General features: G+C 60.4%; 21 protein-coding genes. 8 read left to right on the forward strand and 13 right to left on the reverse strand.

Features of this window, described 5'->3' with window-relative positions; all coding sequences use genetic code 11:
* Positions 1 to 27 precede the first annotated feature (27 nt).
* The 8 genes from J7447_RS14880 to J7447_RS14915 all read left to right on the forward strand — a co-directional run bounded on the left by J7447_RS14880 (position 28) and on the right by J7447_RS14915 (position 7,537).
* Entirely contained in the window at positions 28 to 897 is an 870-nt protein-coding gene (locus J7447_RS14880) for a MurR/RpiR family transcriptional regulator (protein WP_209170066.1), read from the forward strand.
* 288 nt (positions 898 to 1,185) lie between these two features.
* Positions 1,186 to 1,581, forward strand: coding sequence for an NUDIX domain-containing protein (locus J7447_RS31535; RefSeq protein WP_353653797.1), 396 nt, complete (start codon positions 1,186 to 1,188; stop codon positions 1,579 to 1,581).
* On the forward strand, positions 1,574 to 3,208 hold the full coding sequence (locus tag J7447_RS14890) for a phosphotransferase (RefSeq protein WP_055656266.1): 1,635 nt from the start codon (positions 1,574 to 1,576) through the stop codon (positions 3,206 to 3,208). Before J7447_RS31535 ends, J7447_RS14890 begins: the two co-directional genes overlap by 8 nt.
* Positions 3,201 to 4,091: a GAK system ATP-grasp enzyme gene (locus J7447_RS14895; protein WP_209170068.1), complete on the forward strand. Its 891-nt coding sequence runs from the start codon at positions 3,201 to 3,203 to the stop codon at positions 4,089 to 4,091. Before J7447_RS14890 ends, J7447_RS14895 begins: the two co-directional genes overlap by 8 nt.
* Positions 4,088 to 5,188 (forward strand): HprK-related kinase B, encoded by a 1,101-nt coding sequence (locus J7447_RS14900; protein ID WP_055656270.1) that lies wholly within the window; start codon positions 4,088 to 4,090, stop codon positions 5,186 to 5,188. The genes J7447_RS14895 and J7447_RS14900 overlap by 4 nt, the downstream gene beginning before the upstream one ends.
* Positions 5,185 to 5,886, forward strand: coding sequence for a histidine phosphatase family protein (locus J7447_RS14905; RefSeq protein ID WP_209170069.1), 702 nt, complete (start codon positions 5,185 to 5,187; stop codon positions 5,884 to 5,886). Before J7447_RS14900 ends, J7447_RS14905 begins: the two co-directional genes overlap by 4 nt.
* Before the next feature lie 14 nt (positions 5,887 to 5,900).
* Positions 5,901 to 7,265, forward strand: coding sequence for a metallophosphoesterase family protein (locus J7447_RS14910; protein WP_209170070.1), 1,365 nt, complete (start codon positions 5,901 to 5,903; stop codon positions 7,263 to 7,265).
* Positions 7,262 to 7,537, forward strand: a complete 276-nt coding sequence (locus tag J7447_RS14915; protein ID WP_152505618.1) for an amphi-Trp domain-containing protein — start codon at positions 7,262 to 7,264, stop codon at positions 7,535 to 7,537. The genes J7447_RS14910 and J7447_RS14915 overlap by 4 nt, the downstream gene beginning before the upstream one ends.
* Before the next feature lie 249 nt (positions 7,538 to 7,786).
* Here J7447_RS14915 and hypE read toward each other — a convergent pair whose 3' ends face one another.
* From hypE to J7447_RS14980, 13 genes are all read right to left on the reverse strand, one after another.
* The gene (hypE, locus tag J7447_RS14920; protein ID WP_209170159.1) at positions 7,787 to 8,776 is read right to left on the reverse strand and encodes a hydrogenase expression/formation protein HypE; all 990 of its coding nucleotides are present in this window, start codon (positions 8,774 to 8,776) and stop codon (positions 7,787 to 7,789) included.
* 44 nt (positions 8,777 to 8,820) lie between these two features.
* On the reverse strand, positions 8,821 to 9,972 hold the full coding sequence (gene hypD / locus J7447_RS14925; protein ID WP_168685142.1) for a hydrogenase formation protein HypD: 1,152 nt from the start codon (positions 9,970 to 9,972) through the stop codon (positions 8,821 to 8,823).
* Positions 9,969 to 10,238: a HypC/HybG/HupF family hydrogenase formation chaperone gene (locus J7447_RS14930; protein WP_168692214.1), complete on the reverse strand. Its 270-nt coding sequence runs from the start codon at positions 10,236 to 10,238 to the stop codon at positions 9,969 to 9,971. The genes hypD and J7447_RS14930 overlap by 4 nt, the downstream gene beginning before the upstream one ends.
* 12 nt (positions 10,239 to 10,250) lie before the next feature.
* Positions 10,251 to 11,072 carry a hydrogenase nickel incorporation protein HypB gene (gene hypB, locus J7447_RS14935; RefSeq protein ID WP_286189145.1) on the reverse strand — a complete coding sequence of 274 codons (822 nt, stop codon included), beginning with the start codon at positions 11,070 to 11,072 and terminating at the stop codon, positions 10,251 to 10,253.
* Positions 11,072 to 11,413 carry a hydrogenase maturation nickel metallochaperone HypA gene (hypA, locus tag J7447_RS14940; protein ID WP_055656282.1) on the reverse strand — a complete coding sequence of 114 codons (342 nt, stop codon included), beginning with the start codon at positions 11,411 to 11,413 and terminating at the stop codon, positions 11,072 to 11,074. The genes hypB and hypA overlap by 1 nt, the downstream gene beginning before the upstream one ends.
* Positions 11,406 to 11,864, reverse strand: coding sequence for a hydrogenase maturation protease (locus tag J7447_RS14945; protein ID WP_209170072.1), 459 nt, complete (start codon positions 11,862 to 11,864; stop codon positions 11,406 to 11,408). Before J7447_RS14945 ends, hypA begins: the two co-directional genes overlap by 8 nt.
* Positions 11,865 to 12,083: 219 nt before the next feature.
* Positions 12,084 to 13,526 (reverse strand): Ni/Fe hydrogenase subunit alpha, encoded by a 1,443-nt coding sequence (locus tag J7447_RS14950; RefSeq protein ID WP_209170073.1) that lies wholly within the window; start codon positions 13,524 to 13,526, stop codon positions 12,084 to 12,086.
* Positions 13,527 to 13,537: 11 nt separating this feature from the next.
* Positions 13,538 to 14,107 carry an NADP oxidoreductase gene (locus tag J7447_RS14955; RefSeq protein WP_055656289.1) on the reverse strand — a complete coding sequence of 190 codons (570 nt, stop codon included), beginning with the start codon at positions 14,105 to 14,107 and terminating at the stop codon, positions 13,538 to 13,540.
* A complete protein-coding gene (locus J7447_RS14960; protein WP_209170074.1) occupies positions 14,104 to 14,832 on the reverse strand; it encodes a 2Fe-2S iron-sulfur cluster-binding protein in 729 nt (242 codons plus the stop codon). The genes J7447_RS14955 and J7447_RS14960 overlap by 4 nt, the downstream gene beginning before the upstream one ends.
* Complete coding sequence (locus tag J7447_RS14965) at positions 14,829 to 16,709, reverse strand: NAD(P)H-dependent oxidoreductase subunit E (protein WP_209170075.1); 1,881 nt, start codon at positions 16,707 to 16,709, stop codon at positions 14,829 to 14,831. Before J7447_RS14965 ends, J7447_RS14960 begins: the two co-directional genes overlap by 4 nt.
* Positions 16,710 to 17,033: 324 nt before the next feature.
* Positions 17,034 to 19,421 (reverse strand): carbamoyltransferase HypF, encoded by a 2,388-nt coding sequence (gene hypF, locus J7447_RS14970; RefSeq protein ID WP_209170076.1) that lies wholly within the window; start codon positions 19,419 to 19,421, stop codon positions 17,034 to 17,036.
* A gap of 225 nt (positions 19,422 to 19,646) precedes the next feature.
* Positions 19,647 to 20,831, reverse strand: a complete 1,185-nt coding sequence (locus J7447_RS14975; protein ID WP_023003072.1) for a M56 family metallopeptidase — start codon at positions 20,829 to 20,831, stop codon at positions 19,647 to 19,649.
* Positions 20,818 to 21,213: a BlaI/MecI/CopY family transcriptional regulator gene (locus J7447_RS14980; RefSeq protein WP_023003071.1), complete on the reverse strand. Its 396-nt coding sequence runs from the start codon at positions 21,211 to 21,213 to the stop codon at positions 20,818 to 20,820. The genes J7447_RS14975 and J7447_RS14980 overlap by 14 nt, the downstream gene beginning before the upstream one ends.
* Positions 21,214 to 21,285: the final 72 nt, after the last annotated feature.

Genomic DNA, 21,285 nt, shown 5'->3' on the forward strand with positions numbered 1-21,285 from the left:
CGCGGACCGTCATAAAGGCCGACGCCCATGGAACGTCCTCTTCTGGAAGATATTCGCGACCGTCTGGACGAATTCACCGCCACGGAAAAGAAGGCGGCGCATGCGTTGTTGGCCAATTACCCGATGCAGGGACTGGGCACCGTCGCCCAGTTTGCAGAGGCCGCGGGGGTCAGTTCCCCCACCATCTTGCGCTTCGTCGGCCGCCTGGGCTTTCCCGGATTCGCCGAGTTTCAGCGAAAACTCCGCGGCGAACTGGAAAGCCAGCTGAATTCGCCACTCGCCCGCAGTGCCAACATGGAAGACGACCCGGTCGGCGACCCCCATGTCAGCCAGCTTCTGGAAAACGTGCGCGAGACCTTTGCCCATCTGCCGAAAGGTGAACTCACCGTCCTCGTCAAGCTGCTGTCGGACGAACGCAAGCATGTGCACCTGATCGGGGGCCGCTTTACCGACGGCCTTGCCCGTTACATGGCGGCGCATCTGCGGATCGTCCGGGCCAACGTCAATCACGTCGCCGGCCAGCAGGGCAACTGGCTGGACCAGCTCATCGGCATCGGTCCGAAGGACGTCGTCGTCGTTTTCGATATCCGGCGCTACCAGGCTGAAATCATCCAGTTTGCCGAAGCCGCAGCCCGTCAGGGTGCCACAGTGGCCCTTGTCACCGATAGCTGGATGTCACCGGTCGGCCGCATCGCCACCTTCGTTCTGCCAGCCCGCGTCGCGGTCCCCTCCCCATGGGACTCCTCGCTGGCGCTCATGGCGATTGCCGAAGTGCTCATCACCGGTGTTACCCGCGAGAACCAGAAGCGTGCCCAGGAGCGCATGCGCGCACTGGAGAAATTGCGCAACGACATCGACCCCTCGACAGAAGGCCGCGCCATGGGGCCGGATATCTGAGCGGGCCGGATATCTGAGCGGGCTGGAACCACTTGAAACCGTGAACAGTCGAAGATCGGTTCGCTCGCGGTGAGCGACTCACCTATACTCGTCCCATCACGGCCCTGCTGAAAGCCGAAGCGGGCCCCTGACAGAAGCTGCGCCAGCCGGTCTGGCAGGTCCCGAACCGGCAGGCCTGAACAGGGAGCGAGATCCATCGCAAGTGACGCGCCCCTAAAAGGTGCCGTGTTTCGGCCCGTCATCCGCTCAACACCAAGAGCCTTTATCCGCCGGGGTGACCGGCTGCTGGTGCAAGACAAGCGACACCCCGTCAAAGGCCGGTACTTCACTCTGCCCGGCGGCAAGCAGGACCCGGGCGAAACGCTTGAAGCCTGCCTGAAGCGCGAATGCGTGGAAGAAATCGGTGCCGCAATCACCGTGTTGCACCTGATGCATGTGGCGGAAGTTCATCGGCGCAAACAGGCCGCAAGAGAATATCAGCACCAGCTCGATTTCATTTTCGCCTGCAGCGTTGCCGAAGACTACCAACCGGTATTGGGACCACGCCCGGACCCGCATCAGGTCGGGACACGCTGGATAGGTTTCGACGAAGCTCAACAGCTACGTCCGCTTTATGTCACAAAACTGTTTTCACTTGGCTGTACGCGGGAGCCCGAAGTCTATCTCGGACCCCATAATGATTAATGCCCCAAAGACCATTCGGGAAAATCTCCGTTTTCTGTGCGCGGAAATCGATGGTCAGCTCATACAGCTTGAAGCCTTCTTCAAGGAACCGACGGCAGCGACGGCACGCCGGATCATGGACCGTGCCGGATACGCCCATAACCTGAAGAGCCGGATCCTTGCGGCCTGTGTCCAGCAGATGGCCGGAGCCAGAAAGAACGATCGCAAACATCTTACCCTGCGCAGCCTTGAGTTTGTCGCCACCGATCTTCAGCGCATCGCCAACCTGGTGCGCCAATCCTTGCGCCATGCAGAGCGCATCGAGACCTTTGTCACGCTTGAGCCTGAACGTTATCCCGCGATCGTCAGTCGTGTCCGGCAAGGCGTCGCCCGCATCGAGGACGCCCTTCTCAGCAGGGACAGTGAAAAGGCCATAGAGATCGGCCAGCTCCAGAACAAGATCGAGGCTGACTACCGCAAGCTCTTCAAGGCCTACACACGCGACATGCGCAACCCGGACCGGCTGCCGGCCGACATCGCCAACAGCCTGCTGGTCGCCAGCGAATTCCAGCGCATGGGCGAATCCCTGCGGGCCATAAGCGAAGCGCTGATTTCCGCCAACATCGGACAGGCAGTCAATTTCGAACGCTATTTCGCCCTGCAAAGCCTGATGTCGGACCTGGACACGGCCAGCGACGATGTCACCATTGAAACGATTGCCGAAACCAGGTCGGGAAGTTCCATCTCCGCCATCAAGGACAAGAAGACCGAAACGGTTACGGCGGTCTTCAAGGATGGCGACAAGAGCAAGGTCAAGGAAGAGCGCCAGGGCGTGAAAAGCTGGCATTCCATCTATCCAGGCCTTGCCCCGAAAATCCTGTCCTACCGCAAACGCGACCAGTCGGCAGCGCTCCTGATCGAACATTTGCCTGGCCTGACCTTCGAGCACATCGTCCTGAACGAAGGCGACGCCCTGCGCAACCAGGCACTTGCCAGTCTTTCCCGCACGCTGAAAGACGTCTGGAAGCAGACGCGGACCGCAGAACCGGCGGATCTCGGCAGCATGCAGCAACTTGGCAAACGCCTTGGTGACGTCCGCAGGGTTCACCCGGAATTCAAGGAAACCGGCATCCATTTCGCGGGAGAGACCCTTCCCTCGCTCGACGCCCTGATCACCGAGGCAGCCGACCGCGAGGCAAGGGTAACCGCTCCCTTTTCCGTCTATATCCACGGTGACTTCAACGTCGACAACATCATCTATGACCCCGGCGAGAACCGGATCCACTTCGTCGATCTGCATCGCTCCCGCTACATGGACTACGTTCAGGACGTGTCCGTGTTCATGGTCTCGAACTACCGGCTTCAGGTGCTCGACAGGGAAACACGCCGGCGGATCAGCGATGTCTCTCTCGCATTCTACAAATCCGTAAGAGCCTTCGCCCGCAAACAGGGTGACGACACGTTCGAATATCGGCTTGCCCTTGGCCTTGCCCGGTCCTTTGCCACATCGACGCGGTTCATTCTGGACAAGTCCCATGCCCGGCGCATGTGGCTGCGTGCCCGCTACCTGATCGAACAGGCCCTTGCCTGCCCGCCTGGCGCCGAGGCCCGGTTCCGCCTGCAAATGAAGGAGATCTTCGTTGACTGACCTCAGGATCGGCGTTGTCGGCATACCCGGCAAATGGTCGACGGAAGTTCTGGCGGACGCCCTGGAAGCACAAACAGGTTTTCGCTGCGTGGTCGACATGGCCGACGTCGTTCTGGATCTGGAAGCCAGGGCGCTGATGGCTGGGCAGATCGATCTTTGCAGCCTCGACGGCATCGTGGTCAAGAAGATCAGCCAGACCTACAGCCCCGCAACGCTGGACCGGCTGGAGATGTTGCGCCTTGCCGAGGCCAGCGACACCAAGGTCTTTTCCAGCACAAGGTCCATTCTCGGCCTGGTCAACCGGCTGAGCTGCACCGTGACACTGGCCAATGCAGGCATTCCCATGCCAGCCACCTGCGTGAGCGAAAGCGAAGACGAAGCCCTGGCCGCCGTCCTGCGGTTCGGCAGTGCGGTGTTCAAGCCCCTGTTTTCGACAAAGGCCCGCGGCATGACGCTGATGGATGCCGCCGAAGGCGAAACAGCCCTCCGGCACAAGATTGCCGCGTTCAAGGCCGACAATCCGGTGATGTACCTGCAGAAGAAGGTCAATCTTTCCGGCAGGGACCTCGGCATGGTTTTCCTCGGCGGGTCCTATCTCGGCACCTATGCCCGCGTTGCCCAGACAAACAGCTGGAACACGACCATCCTTCACGGCGGCAAATACGAACCGTTCGAACCGGATGCCGACCTGATCGAACTGGCGCGCCGCGCGCAGGAACCGTTCGATCTCGACTTCACCACCGTGGATGTTGGCCTGACGGACAACGGACCGGTCGTGTTCGAGGTCTCGGCCTTCGGTGGTTTCAAGGGAGCTCTGGAAGGCGCCGGCATCGACGCTGCCAAGCTTTACGCCAACCATGTAATTGAAAAGGTGCGCGGATGACCGGCATAACCGTCCAGGACGTTGTCGACGCTCTTTCCCCGGCTCGGGAAACGCGAAACTGCGATCCGGTGTGCCTCACGGTCGGCGGCCATGTGGTCGAGGTAAGATGCACCTCTTCGGCGCTTCTGGCCGAATTGCTGCGCTATTTCCAGCATGTGATTTCCGCGCCGAGCGAACCGGACAGGATCGTCCATGTGCTCGGATCCATGGAACTGCCCTTCGACCCGGAGTACACCGACTGGGAGCGGGAAACGGGAAAGTCCGGCCGCAAGGATGCGGTCTGCGACCTTGAAAACGGGCGCCTGATCCTGAAGGTCCGCACGGGTCTGCAGTTCCTGCAATCCCCCGACTGGGCGATCGCCTTTGGCCCTACGGACGATCACCCCAACCAGGTGATCAACTTCATCAACACCCAGTTTCTCAATCACTTCCAGCGGCAGGGGTGGGTCGCCTGTCATGCAGCGGCTGTCCGCACCCCCAACAGGGGGCTTGCGATATCGGGCCTTTCCGGCGGCGGCAAGTCCACCTCGATGTTGCGCCTGATGGAACTCACCGGCACGCAGTATGTCACCAACGACCGCCTTCTCGTGCGCAATGCCGGCAACAGTACCGATGCGCTCGGCATTCCGAAACTGCCGCGCATCAACCCGGGCACCATCGTCACCAATGCACGGCTGACCGGTCTTATCGACGAGGAGCGCGAAGAGGAACTGCGCAACCTGGAACCGGACGAACTCTGGCACCTGGAAGAAAAATACGACCTCTTCATCGATGACATCTATGGCCCCGGGCGCATTTCCCACGATGCGCGCCTGACAGATTTCTGGGTGTTGAACTGGTCCCGCGACAGCGCCGACGCGACCGAAGTAAGCAAGACGGATCTGAAGGATCGGCCGGATCTTCTTTCGGCGATCATGAAGAACCCCGGCCCGTTCTACCAGACGCCGCAAGGCCCGTTCTGGCCGATGAAAACACCGCTCGACACAGAGGCCTACCTGGGGGCGCTCGAAGGTGTTCAGGTGTGGGAAGTGAAGGGACTGATCGATTTCGACGCCCTGTTTGAAGCCGGTGCAGAGCTGCTGGGACAAACGCCATGACAGACCGCTTCGCCATCCTGGTGCGTCATGGCGCTTACAATCAAAAACCGGACACGCCGAGTGCCCTGCAGCCCTATGGCCTGACCGATGCAGGCAAGGTGCAGGCACAAGAGCTAGGCGCCGAGATTGCAGACATCGCGCGGCAGGAAGGGTTCCAGCTGACACCGGAGATCTTGTGCTCACGCCAGCTCAGATCCTGGCAGACGGCAGCGCTTCTTGGCCAGTCGCTTGGTGAGGTCCTTGGATCGGACTTCACGATCACCGAGGATGAAGCTCTTGCCGAACGCAGTGTCGGTGCCCTTGCCAACCTGACCTTGCGGGAAATCGAGCAGGTGATAGCAGACGATCCACGCACCGCCCCGCTGCCGGGCGACTGGAAGTCGAACAGCCACCACAGACTGCCGGTTCAGGGCGCTGAGAGCCTGATGGAAGCCGGACAGCGGGTGGCTGCGTTCCTGGATCAGAAGATGACAGATCTGGATGACGAGGCAGGACCCGGTGCCCGGATCTTCGTCGGCCACGGCGCTTCCATACGACATGCCGCCCATTGCCTGGGTGTGCTGACGTTTGATCAGATCCGCCAGCTCAGCATGCACCACGCGCGCGCCGTCGTCCTGAAACTGGAGAGCGACGGCACCTGGGTGCACCACCGGGGTGACTGGAAACTGCGACAGCCACTTGAAACCGCAACGGATTGAACCGGATTGCTGCCATGATGACCCATCTGCCACTGACCCCGCTACTGCCGCCGATGGACCAGGCGGAAGCCATTGATCTCGGCCTGCCCGAAAGCTGTGTCCCCTGGCCACTGGCGCCCATCGGGAATCTGCCCCTCGGCCAGTTCACCACCGAAAGCACCCTTCCCGGTGTTGTCGGCAGCCTTGCCCGGGCAAATGCTCTTGGCCCCTGGGACTGGCCGGAAAAGCCGGTAATCTTCATTTCCGACCTGCATGCGGATGCGGAAAGCCTGTTGAGATCCCTGACGGCGGCACGAGCAATCCAGCGCAATGGAGACGGTCTGAGCGACTTTCACCTGACGCCCTTCGGCCGAAGCTGCCAGTTCATCATCGGCGGCGATTGCCTGGACAAGGGCCCCAGCAATCTGGACCTTCTCGACAGCCTCAGCGCGCTGCTGAAAACCGGCGCCGATGTCGTCATCCTCGCCGGCAACCACGACCTGCGGCTTTACCTCGGTCTCGAAGCCCTGACGGTCAAGCGCAGCTCGCTCAACGCCCATATGTTCGTTCGCATGGGCAAGAAGGTGATGCCGCTCTTGAAGGAAGTACACGAGCGGTATGTCGGCAGCTCGGCCAACCTCGCCATGCTGCCCGACGAGGAAACCTGCCTGTCGCTGATGGTTCCGGGAAAGAAGTGGACCAGACAATTTCCGAAGGCAGCCTCACGCTATCTGAGTGACGCGGCCATCCGCAAGGAAATGCAGCGGCTTAAGAAGAAGGCGGACAAGTTCGCGGAACACGCCGCCGAAGTCGGCCTTACCACTCGTCAGCTGTATGCTGCCGCGCTCAAATGCCGGGAACTCTTCGTTGAACCCGGCGGACGCTACGCCTGGTTCTTTCAAAGCCTCAAGGCGGTGCATCAGAGCGGATCGTTGCTGTTCGTGCATGCCGGTATCGATGATCACATGGCGTCCCAGATTTCGGCAAAAGGTGTGGCCCACGTCAATCGCCGCTTTCGGAAGGAAAGCCGGAAGGATCCCTTCGTGTTCTACTCCGGCACCATCGCCAATCTGATGCGCACGAAATACCGGGATGTGGACCATCCCCTGACCGAAACCGGCGTAGACGATCTCCATCTTGCCGGCATCAGGATGCTGGTACAGGGGCACGTCAACAGGCACAGCGGACAGGAGCTGACGTCCAAGCACGGCCTCTTGCATCTGGAAGCGGACATCACGCTCGACCGGCATTCCAGAAGCTCCGAAGGCCTTGAAGGCATTGGCACCGGCGCCACGATCATCTGCCCGGATGGCAACATCGTCGGCATCAGCCGGGATTATCCCCACGCCAAGCTGTTCAATCCGGCGCACATTCTCCAGCAACACGGATTGTCGTCATGATGGAACGCAAGGGCCGTTTCCGGCACCAGTCCCTGCAGGACAGGAAATCGATCCAGAAACTGCTCGACGCCGTCAAGCGTGGTATTGCAAAGGGCGAGCTGCAATTCGGTGACGACACCGGCGAGATTACCCTGCACCCGAAAGGTCTGCTGGCCATCAGGGTGACAGCCACCACGGAAGACGACCAGTCCCGCCTGGACCTGCGCATCACATGGGCCAATGATGGCCAGGACAAGAAGGACAATGGCAAGCTGAAGGTAAAGGGCGGATAGGGACAAGCTCCACCAATCTTCTTACCCCCTCACCCTCATTCCGGACCAGGAAGGCGCAGCCGCCCGCAGATCCGGAACCCGGTCATGAGTCGCGCTGCGAGCGCGTCCTCTCAAGTCCCTGGCTGAGAAAACAAAGCAGCCTCTTCTGGAGGAACACAAAGGCCGGTGTGTACCGGATCCCGTCCTGGCTGCGCCAAACCGGGATGCCAAGCATCGGATTGGGAAAGAGTCTTGGGGCCAATGCGGCCCTCAGCAGATGCGCGGCAGCTGCTCACCCGAGAGCCAGTCGACAACACGGGAGCCGCCGAAGCCGGTCTTCATGACCACCATGCAATCGGTGTCCTCCACGATTTCGCCGATCTTCGCAGCGTTCTGACCCAGCGGGTGAGCCTTCATGATCTCCAGCAACCGGTCTGCATCAGACGCCTCGCAAATGCAGATCAGCTTGCCTTCATTGGCGACGTAAAGCGGGTCGAGACCGAGCAGCTCGCAGGCCCCTTCCACATCCGGGCGAACGGGGATCTCACCCTCGTCGAGCATCACGCCAACCTTCGAAGCATGGGCGATTTCGTTCAGCGCAGTTGCCAGTCCCCCCCTGGTTGGATCCCGCAGAACCGAAATGCCCGGCACCGCGTCGACCATCGAACCGACGAGGCCATGCAGCGCTGCACTGTCGGACTGGATTTCGGTTTCGAAGGTCAGGTTTTCCCGTTTCGACAGGATGGCCACACCATGATCGCCAATGGTACCGGACAGAAGAACCGCCTGACCTGGCTTGGCCGCAGCGGGAGAAATCGAGACGCCTTCCGGCAGAACGCCAACACCGGTCGTTGTGATGAAGACCCCGTCGCCCTTCCCCTTTTCAACCACCTTGGTATCGCCGGAAACCACCGGCACTCCGGCTTCACGGGCTGCGCGCGCCATGGATATGACAATCCGTTCCAGATCAGCCAGCGGGAACCCTTCTTCCAGTATGAAACTCGCGGTGAGCGACACTGGCCTTGCACCAGCCATGGCCACATCGTTCAAGGTGCCATGGACCGAAAGCGATCCGATATCGCCACCTGGAAAGAACAGCGGCGAGATCACATGGGCATCGGTCGACATGACGAGCCGTCCTGGCGGCACTTCGAGCACCGCCGCATCATGGCCCTGGTCCAGGATTGTATTTTTCAGATGCCGGTGAAACAGGTCCTCGATCAGGACGGCCATGGCCCGGCCGCCGCCGCCATGGGTCATATCGACAGCGCCGGTACGGAATTTTGCCTGCGGATCGATGCTGGTCACGCCGCGGCTCCCTTGGCGGCGGCAATCGCCTCGCGCTTGCGGCCGTAGGTCCAGTATGCGGCGCAGGCACCTTCAGAGGAAACCATGCAGGCCCCCATCGGATTGTCCGGCGTGCAGACCGTGCCGAACAGCTTGCATTCCGTCGGTTTCTTCACCCCGCGCAGGATCGCGGGACATTCGCAGGATTTGACTTCGCGCGACTCCTTCGGGCTGAGTGCAAAACGCTCTTCAGCATCGAAGTCGACATAGGCTTCTCGGATTTTCAGGGCACTGTCAGGAACATAGCCGAGCCCGCGCCATTCAAAGGTCCGGCGCAACTCCAAAACGTCGTCAACCAGCCTTTGGGCCTTGCGATTGCCTTCCTTCGTGACGACCCGGGTGTACTGGTTTTCCACTTCATGCCGGCCTTCGTTGATCTGGCGGATCAGCATCAGGGTCGACTGCATCACGTCGAGCGGCTCAAAGCCGGCAATGACGACAGGTTTCCTGAAGTCCCGCGCTGCCGGTTGGTACGGCGCCCAGCCGATAACCGAGCTGACGTGAGAAGGCCCAAGGAAACCGTCAATCTTAACCGGCGGCTCCCCTGGCTCTGCCGGAGCGTTGACGATATGGGCGATGGCAGGCGGTGTCAGAACGTGATTGCAGAAGACGGAGAAATTCTTCAGGCCTTCCGCCTTTGCCTGCAGGATCGCGACCGCCGTTGGCGGCGTCGTCGTCTCGAAGCCGATGGCGAAAAAGACCACCTGCCGTTGCGGATTTTCGCGCGCAATCCGCAGGGCATCCTGGGTCGAATAGACCATCCGGATATCGGCGCCTTCGGCCTTGGCCCGGATCAGGCTCTTCTGCTTGGTGCCCGGCACCCGCATCATGTCGCCATAGGTGGTCAGGATCACATTCGACTTCAGTGCCAGCTCGATCGCATCATCAAGACGCCGTACCGGCAAGACACAGACCGGGCAGCCCGGCCCATGCACATACTCGACATTTTGCGGAACCAGATCCTGCACTCCGTAACGGAAAATGGCGTGAGTATGCCCACCGCAAAATTCCATCAGATGGTAGCGTCGGTCCGGATCAGCTTCCTGCCGGATTGCAAGGGCAAGCTTTTGCGCCAGTTTGCCGTCCCGAAATTCCTTGATGTATTTCATGCGCCCGTCCCCACCACCGGCTCGCCCGCCATCTCCTCCAGCTCCTCGGCAAGAACGCCGGCTTCCGCCATAAGCTGAAGGGTCCGTTCGGCTTCCTCCTCGCTGAGCTTGTGCAGGGCATAGCCGACATGGACGAGCACATAGTCGCCAACGGCAACCTCCTCCAGGAGAGCTGTCGAGACCGGTTTCCGGATCCCTTCCAGAGCGACGGTTGCCATGTCGTCGCTATCGACGGAAACCACCCTTGCGGGAATGGCGAGACACATGACGGAGAACTCCTATTCCGCAGCAAGACCGCGTGCGTGCGCTGCCTGCATCTTCAAGGCACCGTCCAGCCAGACTAGCCAGCCTTCCAGGCCACCGCCAGTGCGCGCCGACACTTGCAGGACCTGGATCTTGTGATTGACCCGTCGTGCATTCCGGATCGCCGCACCGACGCAAAAATCGACATGCGGCAGAAGGTCGGTCTTGTTGAGGATCATCAGGTCGGCGTTGGCGAAGATATCGGGGTATTTCAGCGGCTTGTCCTCGCCTTCAGTCACCGAAAGGATCACCACCTTGAAGGCTTCGCCGAGATCGAATGCCGCAGGGCAGACCAGGTTGCCGACATTCTCGATGAAAAGCACGCTGCCTTCGTCCAGCGGCAACTTCTCCAAGGCATGACCCACCATATGCGCATCCAGATGGCACCCCTTGCCGGTGTTGATCTGAATGGCAGGTACTCCCGTTTCCCGGATCCGCTCGGCATCGTTTGACGTCTGCTGATCGCCTTCGATGACCGCAGCCGGGGTCCTGCCCGCCATCCGCTTCAAGGTTTCAACAAGCAGCGTTGTCTTCCCGGAGCCGGGGCTTGAAACAAGATTGAGTGCCAGAACGCCTTTTGCGGCCAGCAAGGCACGATTGTTGTCCGCATAGGAATTGTTCTTGCCCAGAATATCGGTTTCGATCTGGATCAGCCGTGCCTGGCTCATGCCCGGAACGGAAACGCCGGCTTCCCCTTCGCCGAAATGGACATGACCTGCGTCATGTGAATGGGCGTGTCCATGGTGATGCTCATGGTCATGTTCGTGAGAGCCGCTGCAACCGCATACCGTACACATCACACCACCTCCAGTTCCCGGATCTTCAGCTCTTCCCCACTGACAACCTGCAGGGCTTCCGAACCACATTCCGGGCAGCAATCGAACCGTGCGTTCACCTGCACGGTCTTGAAACAGGAAAGACACAGCGCCTCGGCTGAAGGCCTGGAAATTTCCAGTATGGCGCCTTCGGCGAGTGAGCCCCGCATGACGACGTCGAATCCGAATTTCAGCGCCTCTGGTTCGACGCAAGACAGCGGTCCGATGTCGACCGCGACCCGCTTCACCCGGGTAAAGCTATCCTTCGCCGCCTGATCCTTCAAAATGTCGAGTATGCTCTCGCAAAGTGACATTTCATGCATGGGCTGCCTCCCTCTGCTGATCTGCCTTTTGCAGCCACTCCAGCAAGAAAGCCTCGGCTGCAGCCAGATTGGCAGTTGCCTTGTCGGACAGCCCTTCCTTTACCTCACCAAATTCATAGCCGGAGATACCTAGCACGAAGGCTTTCGGTCGGGCGCCATAAAGGGTATCGCAAAGCGCCAGAACAGTCTGCGGAATCAGGCTGTGGCTGCCAAGCACTTCCAGTGCACCCGGCGCGATTTCCCGGAACGAATAAGGTCCCGCGGCACCGATCTCCGCGTCAACGAAGATCACCACGTCGTGCTCTGAGACCGCCAGCGCATGTTCGGCGACGAGCTGATAATCGGTATCGACCTCCAACCCCGGCAATCCGCGCGCGGCGATAGTCTCGGACAAGGCCGGCCCAAGCCCGTCATCGCCCCGCCCGGGATTGCCATATCCGATCAGAAGCATGAAGACGTCCTCTCTTCAGACAGATGAAACGTTGCCGCACACAATTTCTCTCCCTCGTCATCCCGGCCAAGCGCAGCGCGGGCCGGGATCGGGGGGGCACAGATTTCTCGGCAATTCATTTCCCGAAAGAGAGTATCGAACTCGCTGATCCCGGATCTCCGCTTTGCTGCGTCCGGGTGGACGATCTGAGAGGCTGTCATATCGTCGAACCTCCCACGCTCACACACACTGCGTCCGGCTGTCGACCAACGCGCCATCCGCATTGAACAGCTCCACCTGCAGCGGCATCTGACCGAGAGCGTGGGTGGCACACGAAAGGCATGGATCATAGGCGCGGATCGCGACTTCGACATGGTTGAGCATGCCCTCGGTGATCTGCTCCTTGCCGGAAAGATGCTTGACCGCGACATCCTTCACCGCGCGGTTCATGCCCTCGTTGTTATGGGTCGTGGAGACGATCAGGTTGCAATAGGTAACCTGGTCATGTTCATCGACCTTGTAATGGTGGATGAGGTTGCCACGCGGAGCCTCGATCACGCCGATGCCTTCCTCGCGCCGGTCCCCCTTGGCAATCAGATCCGTTCCTTGCAGATCCGGGTCGTTCAGAAGCTCCCGGATCTTCTCCACGCAATGCAGAACCTCGATCATCCGCGCCCAGTGATTGGCCAGCGTGGAATTGTTCGGCGTACCGCACGTCACGGCCTTGAGGTCTTTGAGAGCGGCATCGGCAAGAGGCGTGTCGATGAAGGCTGCCGTGTTCATGCGTGCCAATGGCCCGACCCGATACCAGCCGACATCCGGACCAAGCGTCGTGATGAAAGGGAATTTCATGTACGACCAGGAGCGCACGTCCTCGACAATCAGCTCGTGATATTTCGTGTAAGGCACCTGATCGAAGATCATGTCTCCGGTGGAGCTGAGAGCCCGCAGGTTGCCGTGATAGAGATCGAGAGCTCCGTCGCTCTCGCGCACCAGAGACATGTAGTTGGAGGGGAACGAACCGAACTCGGCGACCAGGTCTTCATGCTCCAGCGTGTAGTTCCTGGCGAGTTTCACCGCATCCAGGGACCATTCGATCATCCTGTCCACCGAGGCAAGAAAATGATCCCGCCGTTCAATGGGCAGATTGCGGTTGATACCACCGGGAATGGCGCCGGTGCCGTGCACCTTCTTGCCTGCCGTCGCCTCGATGATTTCCTGCCCGTATTTGCGCATCAGGACGGCGCGCTTGCCGAGTTCCGGATTCTCCTTGATCACCTCGAAGATGTTGCGCTTTTCCGCAGGCGCACCGAAGCCGAACAGCAGATCGGGCGCTGCCAGGTGGAAGAAGTGCAGCACGTGGGACTGCATCACCTGGCCGTAATGCATCAGCCGGCGCATCTTTTCCGCCGTCGGCGTCAACTGGTCGACACCGGCGATCATGTCCATGGCTTTCGCTGCCGCCAGATGGTGGCTGACAGGGCAAATGCCGCAAAGCCGCTGAACGATCACCGGCACTTCCCACATCAGCCGGCCGCGGATGAACCGCTCGAAGCCGCGGAATTCGACAATGTGCAGCCGGGCTTCATCCACCTCGTTTTCCGCATTGAGGTGGATCGTCACCTTGCCGTGGCCTTCCACGCGGGTGACGGGAGAGATTTCAATCAGTCTGGGTTCAGTCATCGCCATCACCCTCAGTCGAACTTGATCATTTCACGCTCGAAGCCCCGGAACTTGCCGGTCAGCAGCTTGGAAAGCGTGTCGAAGATGATGTCCCCACTGGGTGCACAGCCGGGGATCTGGTAGTCGATCTCCACCACCTGGGAACACGGATAAACCTCGTCCAGAAGCAGCGGCAGAGCCGGGTCGTTGGGCACGTTGTGGGTCGTGTTGCGGATGTATTTGCCGGTGATATACGCCTCGTCCAGGCATTCGCGCAGCGGCGCGTCGGAATGCATGATCGCGTTGCGCATAGCCGGCAGCCCACCCATGATCGCGCATTGGCCGAGCGCAATCAGCACATCGCAGTTGCGCCGGAAGTCATGCAGCACATGCACGTTTTCCTCGTTGCAGCAGCCGCCTTCGATGATGCCGATGTCGCACCGCTGGGTGAAGCGCTTCTTGTCGGTAAGCGGCGAGCGGTCGACATCGACAAGCTGCATCAGCTCGATCAGGCGCTCGTCGATATCCAGGATCGCCATGTGACAGCCGAAACAGCCGGCAAGAGAAGCGGTCGCGATCCGGGCCTTGGGCAGCTCGCTCATTTGCGCTTCTCCTCGATGTTGTGACCGATCAGGCCATGATCGAATTCCCGCTCGCCGATGGGAACGGCGAAGCCGACGCGCTTGCGGATGATGCAGCCGACCGGGCAGACTTCCGCCGAAATCGCGTGATCGGTCACCTCGGCATCGGTATCGGCAAGGTTCTCGCCGTTGACCGCGACCCGACGATGAATGCCGCGGCCGACATAACCGAAGATGCCCTTGCCATCGACGTCCTGGGAGGCGCGAATGCAGCGCCCGCAGGAAATGCAGCGGTTGGTGTCGAGCGCGATGTCGGGATGGGAGGCATCCAGCGCCCGGCACGGTTCCAGATAGGGAAACCTGGTGGCTTCCGTCATGTCGAGCCGGTAGGCCATGGCCTGAAGCTCGCAATTGCCACTGGCCTCGCAGATCGGGCAAAGGTGATTGCCCTCGTGAAACAGCATTTCAACCAGGTCGCGGCGCATCTTGGTCAGGCGCGGTGTCTCGTTTTCCACCGCCTGCCCCGGCGCCGCCGGCTGGGTGCAGGCGGCAACGCTGCGCCCGCCCGCCTTCACCGTGCAGACCCGGCAACTGCCCTGATGGCGCAGGCCTTCGTGATCGCACAGGCGCGGGATATAGACCCCGGCCTCGTCGGCCGCTTCCATGATGGTCTGGCCCGCATAGGCGGTGATCTCCACCCCGTCGATGGTGAAGGTGAAGCCGGTCTCTCTCTTCGTGCCGCTCATTGGGTGAAATCCTTGTCGAAGATATAGGAGCGGCGCTTGGCGATCTTGCGTGCCCCGTCGATGGCCGACTGGATGTCGAACGTATCGCGGATGCCGTCCTTGCTCGGCTTGATCACCGCCGAATAGACCAGCGGAAAGTTCTTCAAGGTGGTGAGAACCGGGTTGGGAGACGTCATGCCGAGACCGCAGCGGCTGGTCTCGATGATCGTACCGGAGAGGTCCTTGAGGTAGTCGATGTCCTCCGGGTTCGCGAGCCCCTTGCGGAACTTCTGGATCGCCTTCTGCAGGAAGACGTTGCCGACCCGGCAGGGCGTGCAATAGCCGCAGCTCTCATGCACGAAGAAGGACATGTAGTATTCGACGATTTCCAGAACGTTGCGTTCGCCGTTGAAGACGATGATCGCCCCGCCGGTCGCAAGGTCGTCGAACGTCAGTTTGCGGTGAAAGCTGTCGCGGGCGATCATCGTGCCGCTCGGTCCGCCAACCTGAACCGCGGCGGCATCCTCGCCGCCGACCATCGCCAGCAGTTCCCGGACCGTGTGCCCGTAAGGCAGTTCGTAGATGCCCGGGTTCAGGCAATCGCCACAGACGGAGAGGAGCTTGGTGCCGTGCGAGCCTTCCATGCCCATGGCATTGAACCATGCCGCCCCCTTGTCGAGAATGCGCGCGGCATGACAGAAGGTCTCCACGTTGTTGACCACCGTCGGATACCCGAGATAGCCGCGGTTAACCGGGAACGGCGGCCGCGTCTTGGGTTCGCCCGGCAGGCCCTCGCAGGAGCTGATAAGCGCACCTTCCTCGCCGCAGATATAAGCGCCCGCGCCAAGCTGCAGGCGGATATCGAAATCAAAGCCCTTAACGCCCAGAATGTCCTTGCCGAGAAGACCGCGCCGGCGTCGTTCTTCCAGCACCTGAAGCAGAAGCTCGCGCAGATAGACATATTCGCCGCGCAGATAAAGGATGCCCTCGCGCGCACCGACAGCCCTTGCCGCTATAGTCATGCCTTCGATCAGGAGATGCGGCCGTTCGGTCAGGAGAACGCGGTCCTTGAAGGTGCCCGGTTCGCCTTCATCGGCATTGCAGATGACGAAATGCTTTTCGGCACGCTCGCTGGCGGCAAAACGCCATTTCCGGCCGGTGGTAAAGCCCGCGCCGCCGCAGCCGCGCAACCCGCTTTCCTCGATCGCGGAGATGATCTGCGTCGGTGTTATCGTGGCCGCCTTGGCAAGGCCGGCATCTTCTGGAACAGGCCCCAGCAGCACTGCACCCGCATGGCGGATGTTGTTGTCGACCATATGCAAGGCGCGTTCGGAAGGTGTCAGCGCCTCGAACCTTTCGCTGATCAACTGCTCCGGGCTGCGGCCTGCCTTCAGCGCCTGCACGGCGCTGCGCGCGGTCTCCGGCGTCAGTTTCGTCAGGACGATGTCGTTGACCATCGCGGCTGGCGCCTGATCGCACATGCCGATGCAGGGAGTGTATTCCAGCGAAAATGCACCGTCGTTGCTGGTTTCGCCGATTTTGAGCCCAAGCTCCTCTTCAAAAACACAGGCAACCTCTGACACCCCGGAGAACCGGTCGACGATATCGTCACACAGCCGAATGGTGACCCTGCCTTTCGGCGCCAGGGAGAGGAAGGAATAGAAGCTGGCAACGCCCTCCACCTCGATCCGGGTGAGACCGGTAGCGGCGGCAACATGGTCCATGGTGGCCGGGGCAATGCAGCGGTAGCGGTCCTGCACCTCGCGCAGGATGTCGAGCATTCGGTGCTTGTCGTTGCCGAATTGCGCGCAGATCGCTTCGATCTCTTCGGCAGGAACAGGCGCGGTTCCGCAGATGGCCGTGGAGACCCCGTTCCCGGTCTTGTGCCCGTTGTCCATGGCCCCTCCCTCCTGATACCCAAAGCAGTTTGCACCCGCGAAAGCGATGACCGTTCCGTCCGGCGCGATTGGCTGGTGTTGCGCCCTGCCGCTAAATCGATTTGAGATCAAACCGGACTGCAGCACATGATGGCAACGACCCGCAATACACTTGTGAAATTTCCGAGTGTTTCCACGCTTCCAGACTTGCAGGAAAACGTCTTTGAGGAAGATCAACCTGCTTAAAATCGGGGCAGATGGCACCCGATGGCCTATCGGTCGATCGTGCTGACCGAGGCGCGTTCAAGGACCTTCAGTCAGGGCAAAAAATCAGTCATCGAAGGTTCAGGGCGCTTGCAAATTTGCCGCGATCACCGCCTGACCGAGCGCAAGGCCGCCATCGTTGGCGGGCACATTTTTATGGTTGAGAACGGTGTAGCCATCGGCTTCCAGCTTCTCGGTCAGGCCGTCGCGCAAGAAGGCGTTCTGGAAAACGCCGCCGGAAAGAACGACCTTGCCGGATGGTCTTGCGCCTGCAGCCGACAGGCCGCGCGCAAGGCCGTCGATCAGGCCTTGGTGAAAGCGCGCGGAGATAGTCTCATGCCCCACTCCCGATTTGAGATCGCCAAGAAGCGCAGGCCAGACCTTGTCGAACGACAGCAATACGGTCTCCGACGTCGTCACCTCCACCGGATATCCTTCCTTGCCAGCCACGCAGGCGCGCGCCAGCACCTCCAGCTGCATTGCAGCCTCACCTTCGAAGCCTTGCTTGTCCGGACAAATATCAAGCGCGGCAGCCACCGCATCAAACAGTCGCCCGGCAGAGGACGTCATCGGTGCGTTGACACCTTTCTGCATCATCTGATCAAGCAGCTTTGCCTGATGGCCGGAAAACCTGGTTTCCAGACCGGTTCCCATCAGGTTGGCGCGGTAGTTCACTCCAAAGGCAGTAAACAATTGCGCAGCCAGATTGCGCCATGGCTCACGGTTTGCAGCCTCTCCTCCCGGCAACGGCACTTGCCGGAAATGGCCACGCCGCACAAAGCCGCCGTAGCTTCCCTGCAGGATTTCACCGCCCCAGACCGTCCCGTCCGCCCCCCAGCCTAGCCCGTCCAGAACAACGGCATGAACGGTCCCGGGCATCGCCTTGTCTTGCCCCTGGTCTTGCCCCTGATCAGCCAGGCAGGCCGCAAGATGCGCATGGTGATGCTGCACCCGAACCAGCGGCAGGCCACGCTCCCGGGCAAAGTCTTCGCCGATCCGCGTCGACAGATATTGCGGATGTGCATCGACGGCGACAATATCAGGCTCGAACTGGTAGAGGTCCAGATAGAGCCTCAGCATCTTCTTGTAGTCCGCAAGGGTCGGCGCGTTTTCAAGATCGCCGATATGCTGCGACAGGACCGCATTGCGGCCGTCGAGAAGGCAGAAGGTCGCCTTCAGCTCTCCCCCAAGAGCAAGAACCTTCGGCGCCCCCTCGAAAGAAATGGGCAGACGGATCGGCGACGGAGCGTATCCGCGCGCGCGGCGCAGGATGGAAACGCCGGATCGATCCTGACGAACGACGCTGTCATCCAGCCGATTGACCACGTCGCGGTTGTGCATCAGGAACCCGTCGACAATGCCTGTAAGGTTGTGCCGGGTACATGCGTTTTGTGTTTCCTGCGGGTTCTCGGAAAGATTTCCGGAGGTAAGCACAATCGGCCCCTTCAGCTCGGCCATCAGCAGATGGTGCAAGGGGGTGTTCGGCAGCATGACACCAAGGCGGTCGAACGGACCGGCGATACCCGGCGCCAGTGGTGCGCCCGCTTTCTTAAGCAGAACGATCGGTGCCGCCGGGCTTTCCAGCAGCGCCACCTCTTTTGCATCAGCCAAGGCGAAGTCCCGGATCTGGTCCAGATCCCGCGCCATAAGGGCGAGTGGCTTCACCGGACGGTGCTTGCGCAACCTCAGCTTTTCAATGGCGCTCTGATTGCCTGCATCGACCGCTATCTGAAACCCGCCAAGACCCTTGATCGCCAGAATGGCACCGCGCCCGAGCCGCTCGGCGGCAAGGACGACAGGATCGCCATCAACGGCACATCCGTCTTTGTCTTCAAACCAGAATTTCGGCCCGCACTGCGGACAGGCAATCGGTTGGGCATGGAAGCGTCGGTCAGCCGGGTTTTCATATTCGATGCGGCACGCCCGGCACATTTCGAAGGCCGCCATGGCTGTCGAGGCCCGGTCATAAGGAATGTGCCGCAGGATGGACAGACGCGGTCCGCAATGGGTGCAATTGGCAAAGGCATGGCGGTAACGCCGGTCGGCCGGGTTTCGGATGTCGGCCAGGCAGGCCGGGCATGTTGCGGCGTCCGGCACCACGCCAGTGGCGACCTTGCCTTCTTCACTCGGCAGAATTCTGAAATCTCTGGCATCGGGCGCACCTGCCAGATCGGACACAACAATCTGGTCGATACGTGCCAGCAGTGGCGCGTCCGATTGCAGACGGCTCAGAAAAAGGTCAAGCGAGCGCTCGTCACCACTTGCTTCGATCAGCACACCTTCGCCGTCGTTCAGCACATGACCGGCAAGGCCCAGACCCCTTGCAAGCTGCCAGACAAACGGCCGAAACCCGACGCCCTGGACAAGACCCCTGATCCGTATGGATTTGGCTGACCTCAATGGACCTGTTTCTTGCACACGCTCAAGATCTCTGGATTGCCCGACACCGCCGCCGACGATGACCTTCATTTCTCGCCAGCCACGAGGCACCGCCCCTGTGCAGGCACGGTTCAGTAATCCCCTGAATGGCGAATGATTTCCAGATGGATATTTTTGAATGACCCGCAATCGAGGCACGCACAGCGCGAACGGGAGCTCATGGTCGCTCGCCTGAGCAAGACCAAACGTTTTGGAGAACAGAGGGGATATGCTCCTGCTCCGGACGACCTTCCGCCCGGAGCAGTGTTGGATCACTCAGCGCAGCGGGCGCTGCGCAAAAGTATTGTAGGCCTGTTGCCCGTTCGAACCGTTTCTGGTTTCCAGGCGCTCCAGATTGATGATGGCCGACAGCATCAGCCGGTCCTGGCTCCAGTCCGCCGGTTTCTGGATCGACAGTGCCGACAGGAAAACCACCGCCACCATGGGCAACACGGCAAGGCAGGTAACACCCCAATGAGGACGAACCCGATTGGTTTCCAGCAAGGCCTCCACGCGGCGGCGCAGTTTCGCGGCCGGGGAACGGCGAAGCAGCTTGTCCTGCACCTCCAAAAGGGCAACGGCTGCGATCCCGACGGAACGTTTGCGCGCTTCCTTGTCCTGGCGCTTGCGGATCCCCGCCTGGGCGGCGCGGAGCAGACACATGCAATAGGACCTCAGGTCCACATGGGCGTTTTCGGCGACCTTCTGATCGCAGGCCAGTTCACGCAGACGTTCGACTTCCGACTTCCACATGTAGAAGAACGGGTTCCAGAAGAACAGCGGGCGCAGCAGTTCAAGCCCGATTTCCCAGGTGACATCGCCCTGGCGAAGATGCTGGAACTCGTGCTTGAGAACCAGCTTCAGGTCTTCCGGCTCGGCCAGCAGGTCGGACGGAATGACCACGTAGTGGCGCCTCAGCCCACGTGCGGAAAACGGCACCATTGCGCGATCCGACAGCAGCAACAGCACACGGCCATTGCTCCGCCATTCATGGCAGGTTGCCAGCACCCGGTACAATCGGACGAAGCTGACGACAAGCTTCAGCGCGAAATAGCTGAACCCGGCCACGAAAGCCAAAGCAATCCCGGCACCCAGACCGGTAGACAGGGTCAGGATCGTTTCGCTGATCTGCGTGCGCAGTCCAAGCAGCGACTGAAAGTCTTCCGCCGAAATGGCGATGCCGCCACGCAGGTACTGCGATACGGCGTAATCGGCCAGGTTGACGGACATGGTCCGGGGGACCACCTCCGCCGACAACATGTGCTGGTAGCCCATGACGGCGAAGGGTGTTAGCAGGATCAGGGCGAACAAGCCGTTCAGCAGCCCAAGCTGTACGGAAAAGTCGACCTTCTTGCCGGAACGGGCCAGCAGAAGTTTGGCGCTCAGCCACACCATTGCGGTAATGGCCAGTGTGATGTTCAGATCGATATAGATATCGAAAATCTGGTTAAGTAGCGTCATCTGTCCTCCTCCTGTCCAGCAACGCTCTGATTTCCTCCAGATCGTCTCCCGATAGTTCGTATTCATCGACAAGTCGGGCCACGAGGGACGCCGGCGTGCCGTCGAACAGTTTTTCTGAAAGGTTTCGGAGAGATCGGGACTGGTAGGTATCCCTGGTCAGCCGAGGGGAATAGATGAATGTCTTGCCTTCTTTGCGGCTGTCCACGAAGCCTTTTTCATCCAGGATCCGCATGATGGTGGCGCAGGACGTATAGGCGAGTTTTCTCTCCGGCGGCAGACATGCAAGGATGTCCCGCACGGAACCTTCGCCGAGTTTCCAGAGTTCGGTCATGAACTCCAGTTCGACTTCGGTCAAAAACTCGTTGCTCTTACGCTTTCTCATTACAGTCCTGCACCGATTGCGGAATGGATGTGGCTTACGCATCTATTCATGCACCAGAATATCGGAAATTAC

The sequence above is a fragment of the Labrenzia sp. R5_0 genome (genome assembly GCF_017743835.1).
Lineage (GTDB): Bacteria > Pseudomonadota > Alphaproteobacteria > Rhizobiales > Stappiaceae > Roseibium > Roseibium algicola.

Bases quoted from the DNA above. Each gene is read 5' to 3' on its own strand.
- hypE (WP_209170159.1), bottom strand. From the start codon at position 8,776: ATGACCCATGGCGGCGGCGGCCGGGCCATGGCCGTCCTGATCGAGGAC.
- hypB (WP_286189145.1), bottom strand. From the start codon at position 11,072: ATGTGTACGGTATGCGGTTGCAGCGGCTCTCACGAACATGACCATGAG.
- J7447_RS14880 (WP_209170066.1), top strand. From the start codon at position 28: ATGGAACGTCCTCTTCTGGAAGATATTCGCGACCGTCTGGACGAATTC.
- J7447_RS14930 (WP_168692214.1), bottom strand. From the start codon at position 10,238: ATGTGTCTCGCCATTCCCGCAAGGGTGGTTTCCGTCGATAGCGACGAC.
- J7447_RS14910 (WP_209170070.1), top strand. From the start codon at position 5,901: ATGATGACCCATCTGCCACTGACCCCGCTACTGCCGCCGATGGACCAG.
- J7447_RS14915 (WP_152505618.1), top strand. From the start codon at position 7,262: ATGATGGAACGCAAGGGCCGTTTCCGGCACCAGTCCCTGCAGGACAGG.
- J7447_RS14960 (WP_209170074.1), bottom strand. From the start codon at position 14,832: ATGAGCGGCACGAAGAGAGAGACCGGCTTCACCTTCACCATCGACGGG.
- J7447_RS14955 (WP_055656289.1), bottom strand. From the start codon at position 14,107: ATGAGCGAGCTGCCCAAGGCCCGGATCGCGACCGCTTCTCTTGCCGGC.
- J7447_RS14980 (WP_023003071.1), bottom strand. From the start codon at position 21,213: ATGAGAAAGCGTAAGAGCAACGAGTTTTTGACCGAAGTCGAACTGGAG.
- J7447_RS14890 (WP_055656266.1), top strand. From the start codon at position 1,574: ATGATTAATGCCCCAAAGACCATTCGGGAAAATCTCCGTTTTCTGTGC.
- hypD (WP_168685142.1), bottom strand. From the start codon at position 9,972: ATGAAATACATCAAGGAATTTCGGGACGGCAAACTGGCGCAAAAGCTT.
- J7447_RS14950 (WP_209170073.1), bottom strand. From the start codon at position 13,526: ATGACTGAACCCAGACTGATTGAAATCTCTCCCGTCACCCGCGTGGAA.
- hypF (WP_209170076.1), bottom strand. From the start codon at position 19,421: ATGAAGGTCATCGTCGGCGGCGGTGTCGGGCAATCCAGAGATCTTGAG.
- J7447_RS14945 (WP_209170072.1), bottom strand. From the start codon at position 11,864: ATGCTTCTGATCGGATATGGCAATCCCGGGCGGGGCGATGACGGGCTT.
- hypA (WP_055656282.1), bottom strand. From the start codon at position 11,413: ATGCATGAAATGTCACTTTGCGAGAGCATACTCGACATTTTGAAGGAT.
- J7447_RS14905 (WP_209170069.1), top strand. From the start codon at position 5,185: ATGACAGACCGCTTCGCCATCCTGGTGCGTCATGGCGCTTACAATCAA.
- J7447_RS14965 (WP_209170075.1), bottom strand. From the start codon at position 16,709: ATGGACAACGGGCACAAGACCGGGAACGGGGTCTCCACGGCCATCTGC.
- J7447_RS14975 (WP_023003072.1), bottom strand. From the start codon at position 20,831: ATGACGCTACTTAACCAGATTTTCGATATCTATATCGATCTGAACATC.
- J7447_RS14900 (WP_055656270.1), top strand. From the start codon at position 4,088: ATGACCGGCATAACCGTCCAGGACGTTGTCGACGCTCTTTCCCCGGCT.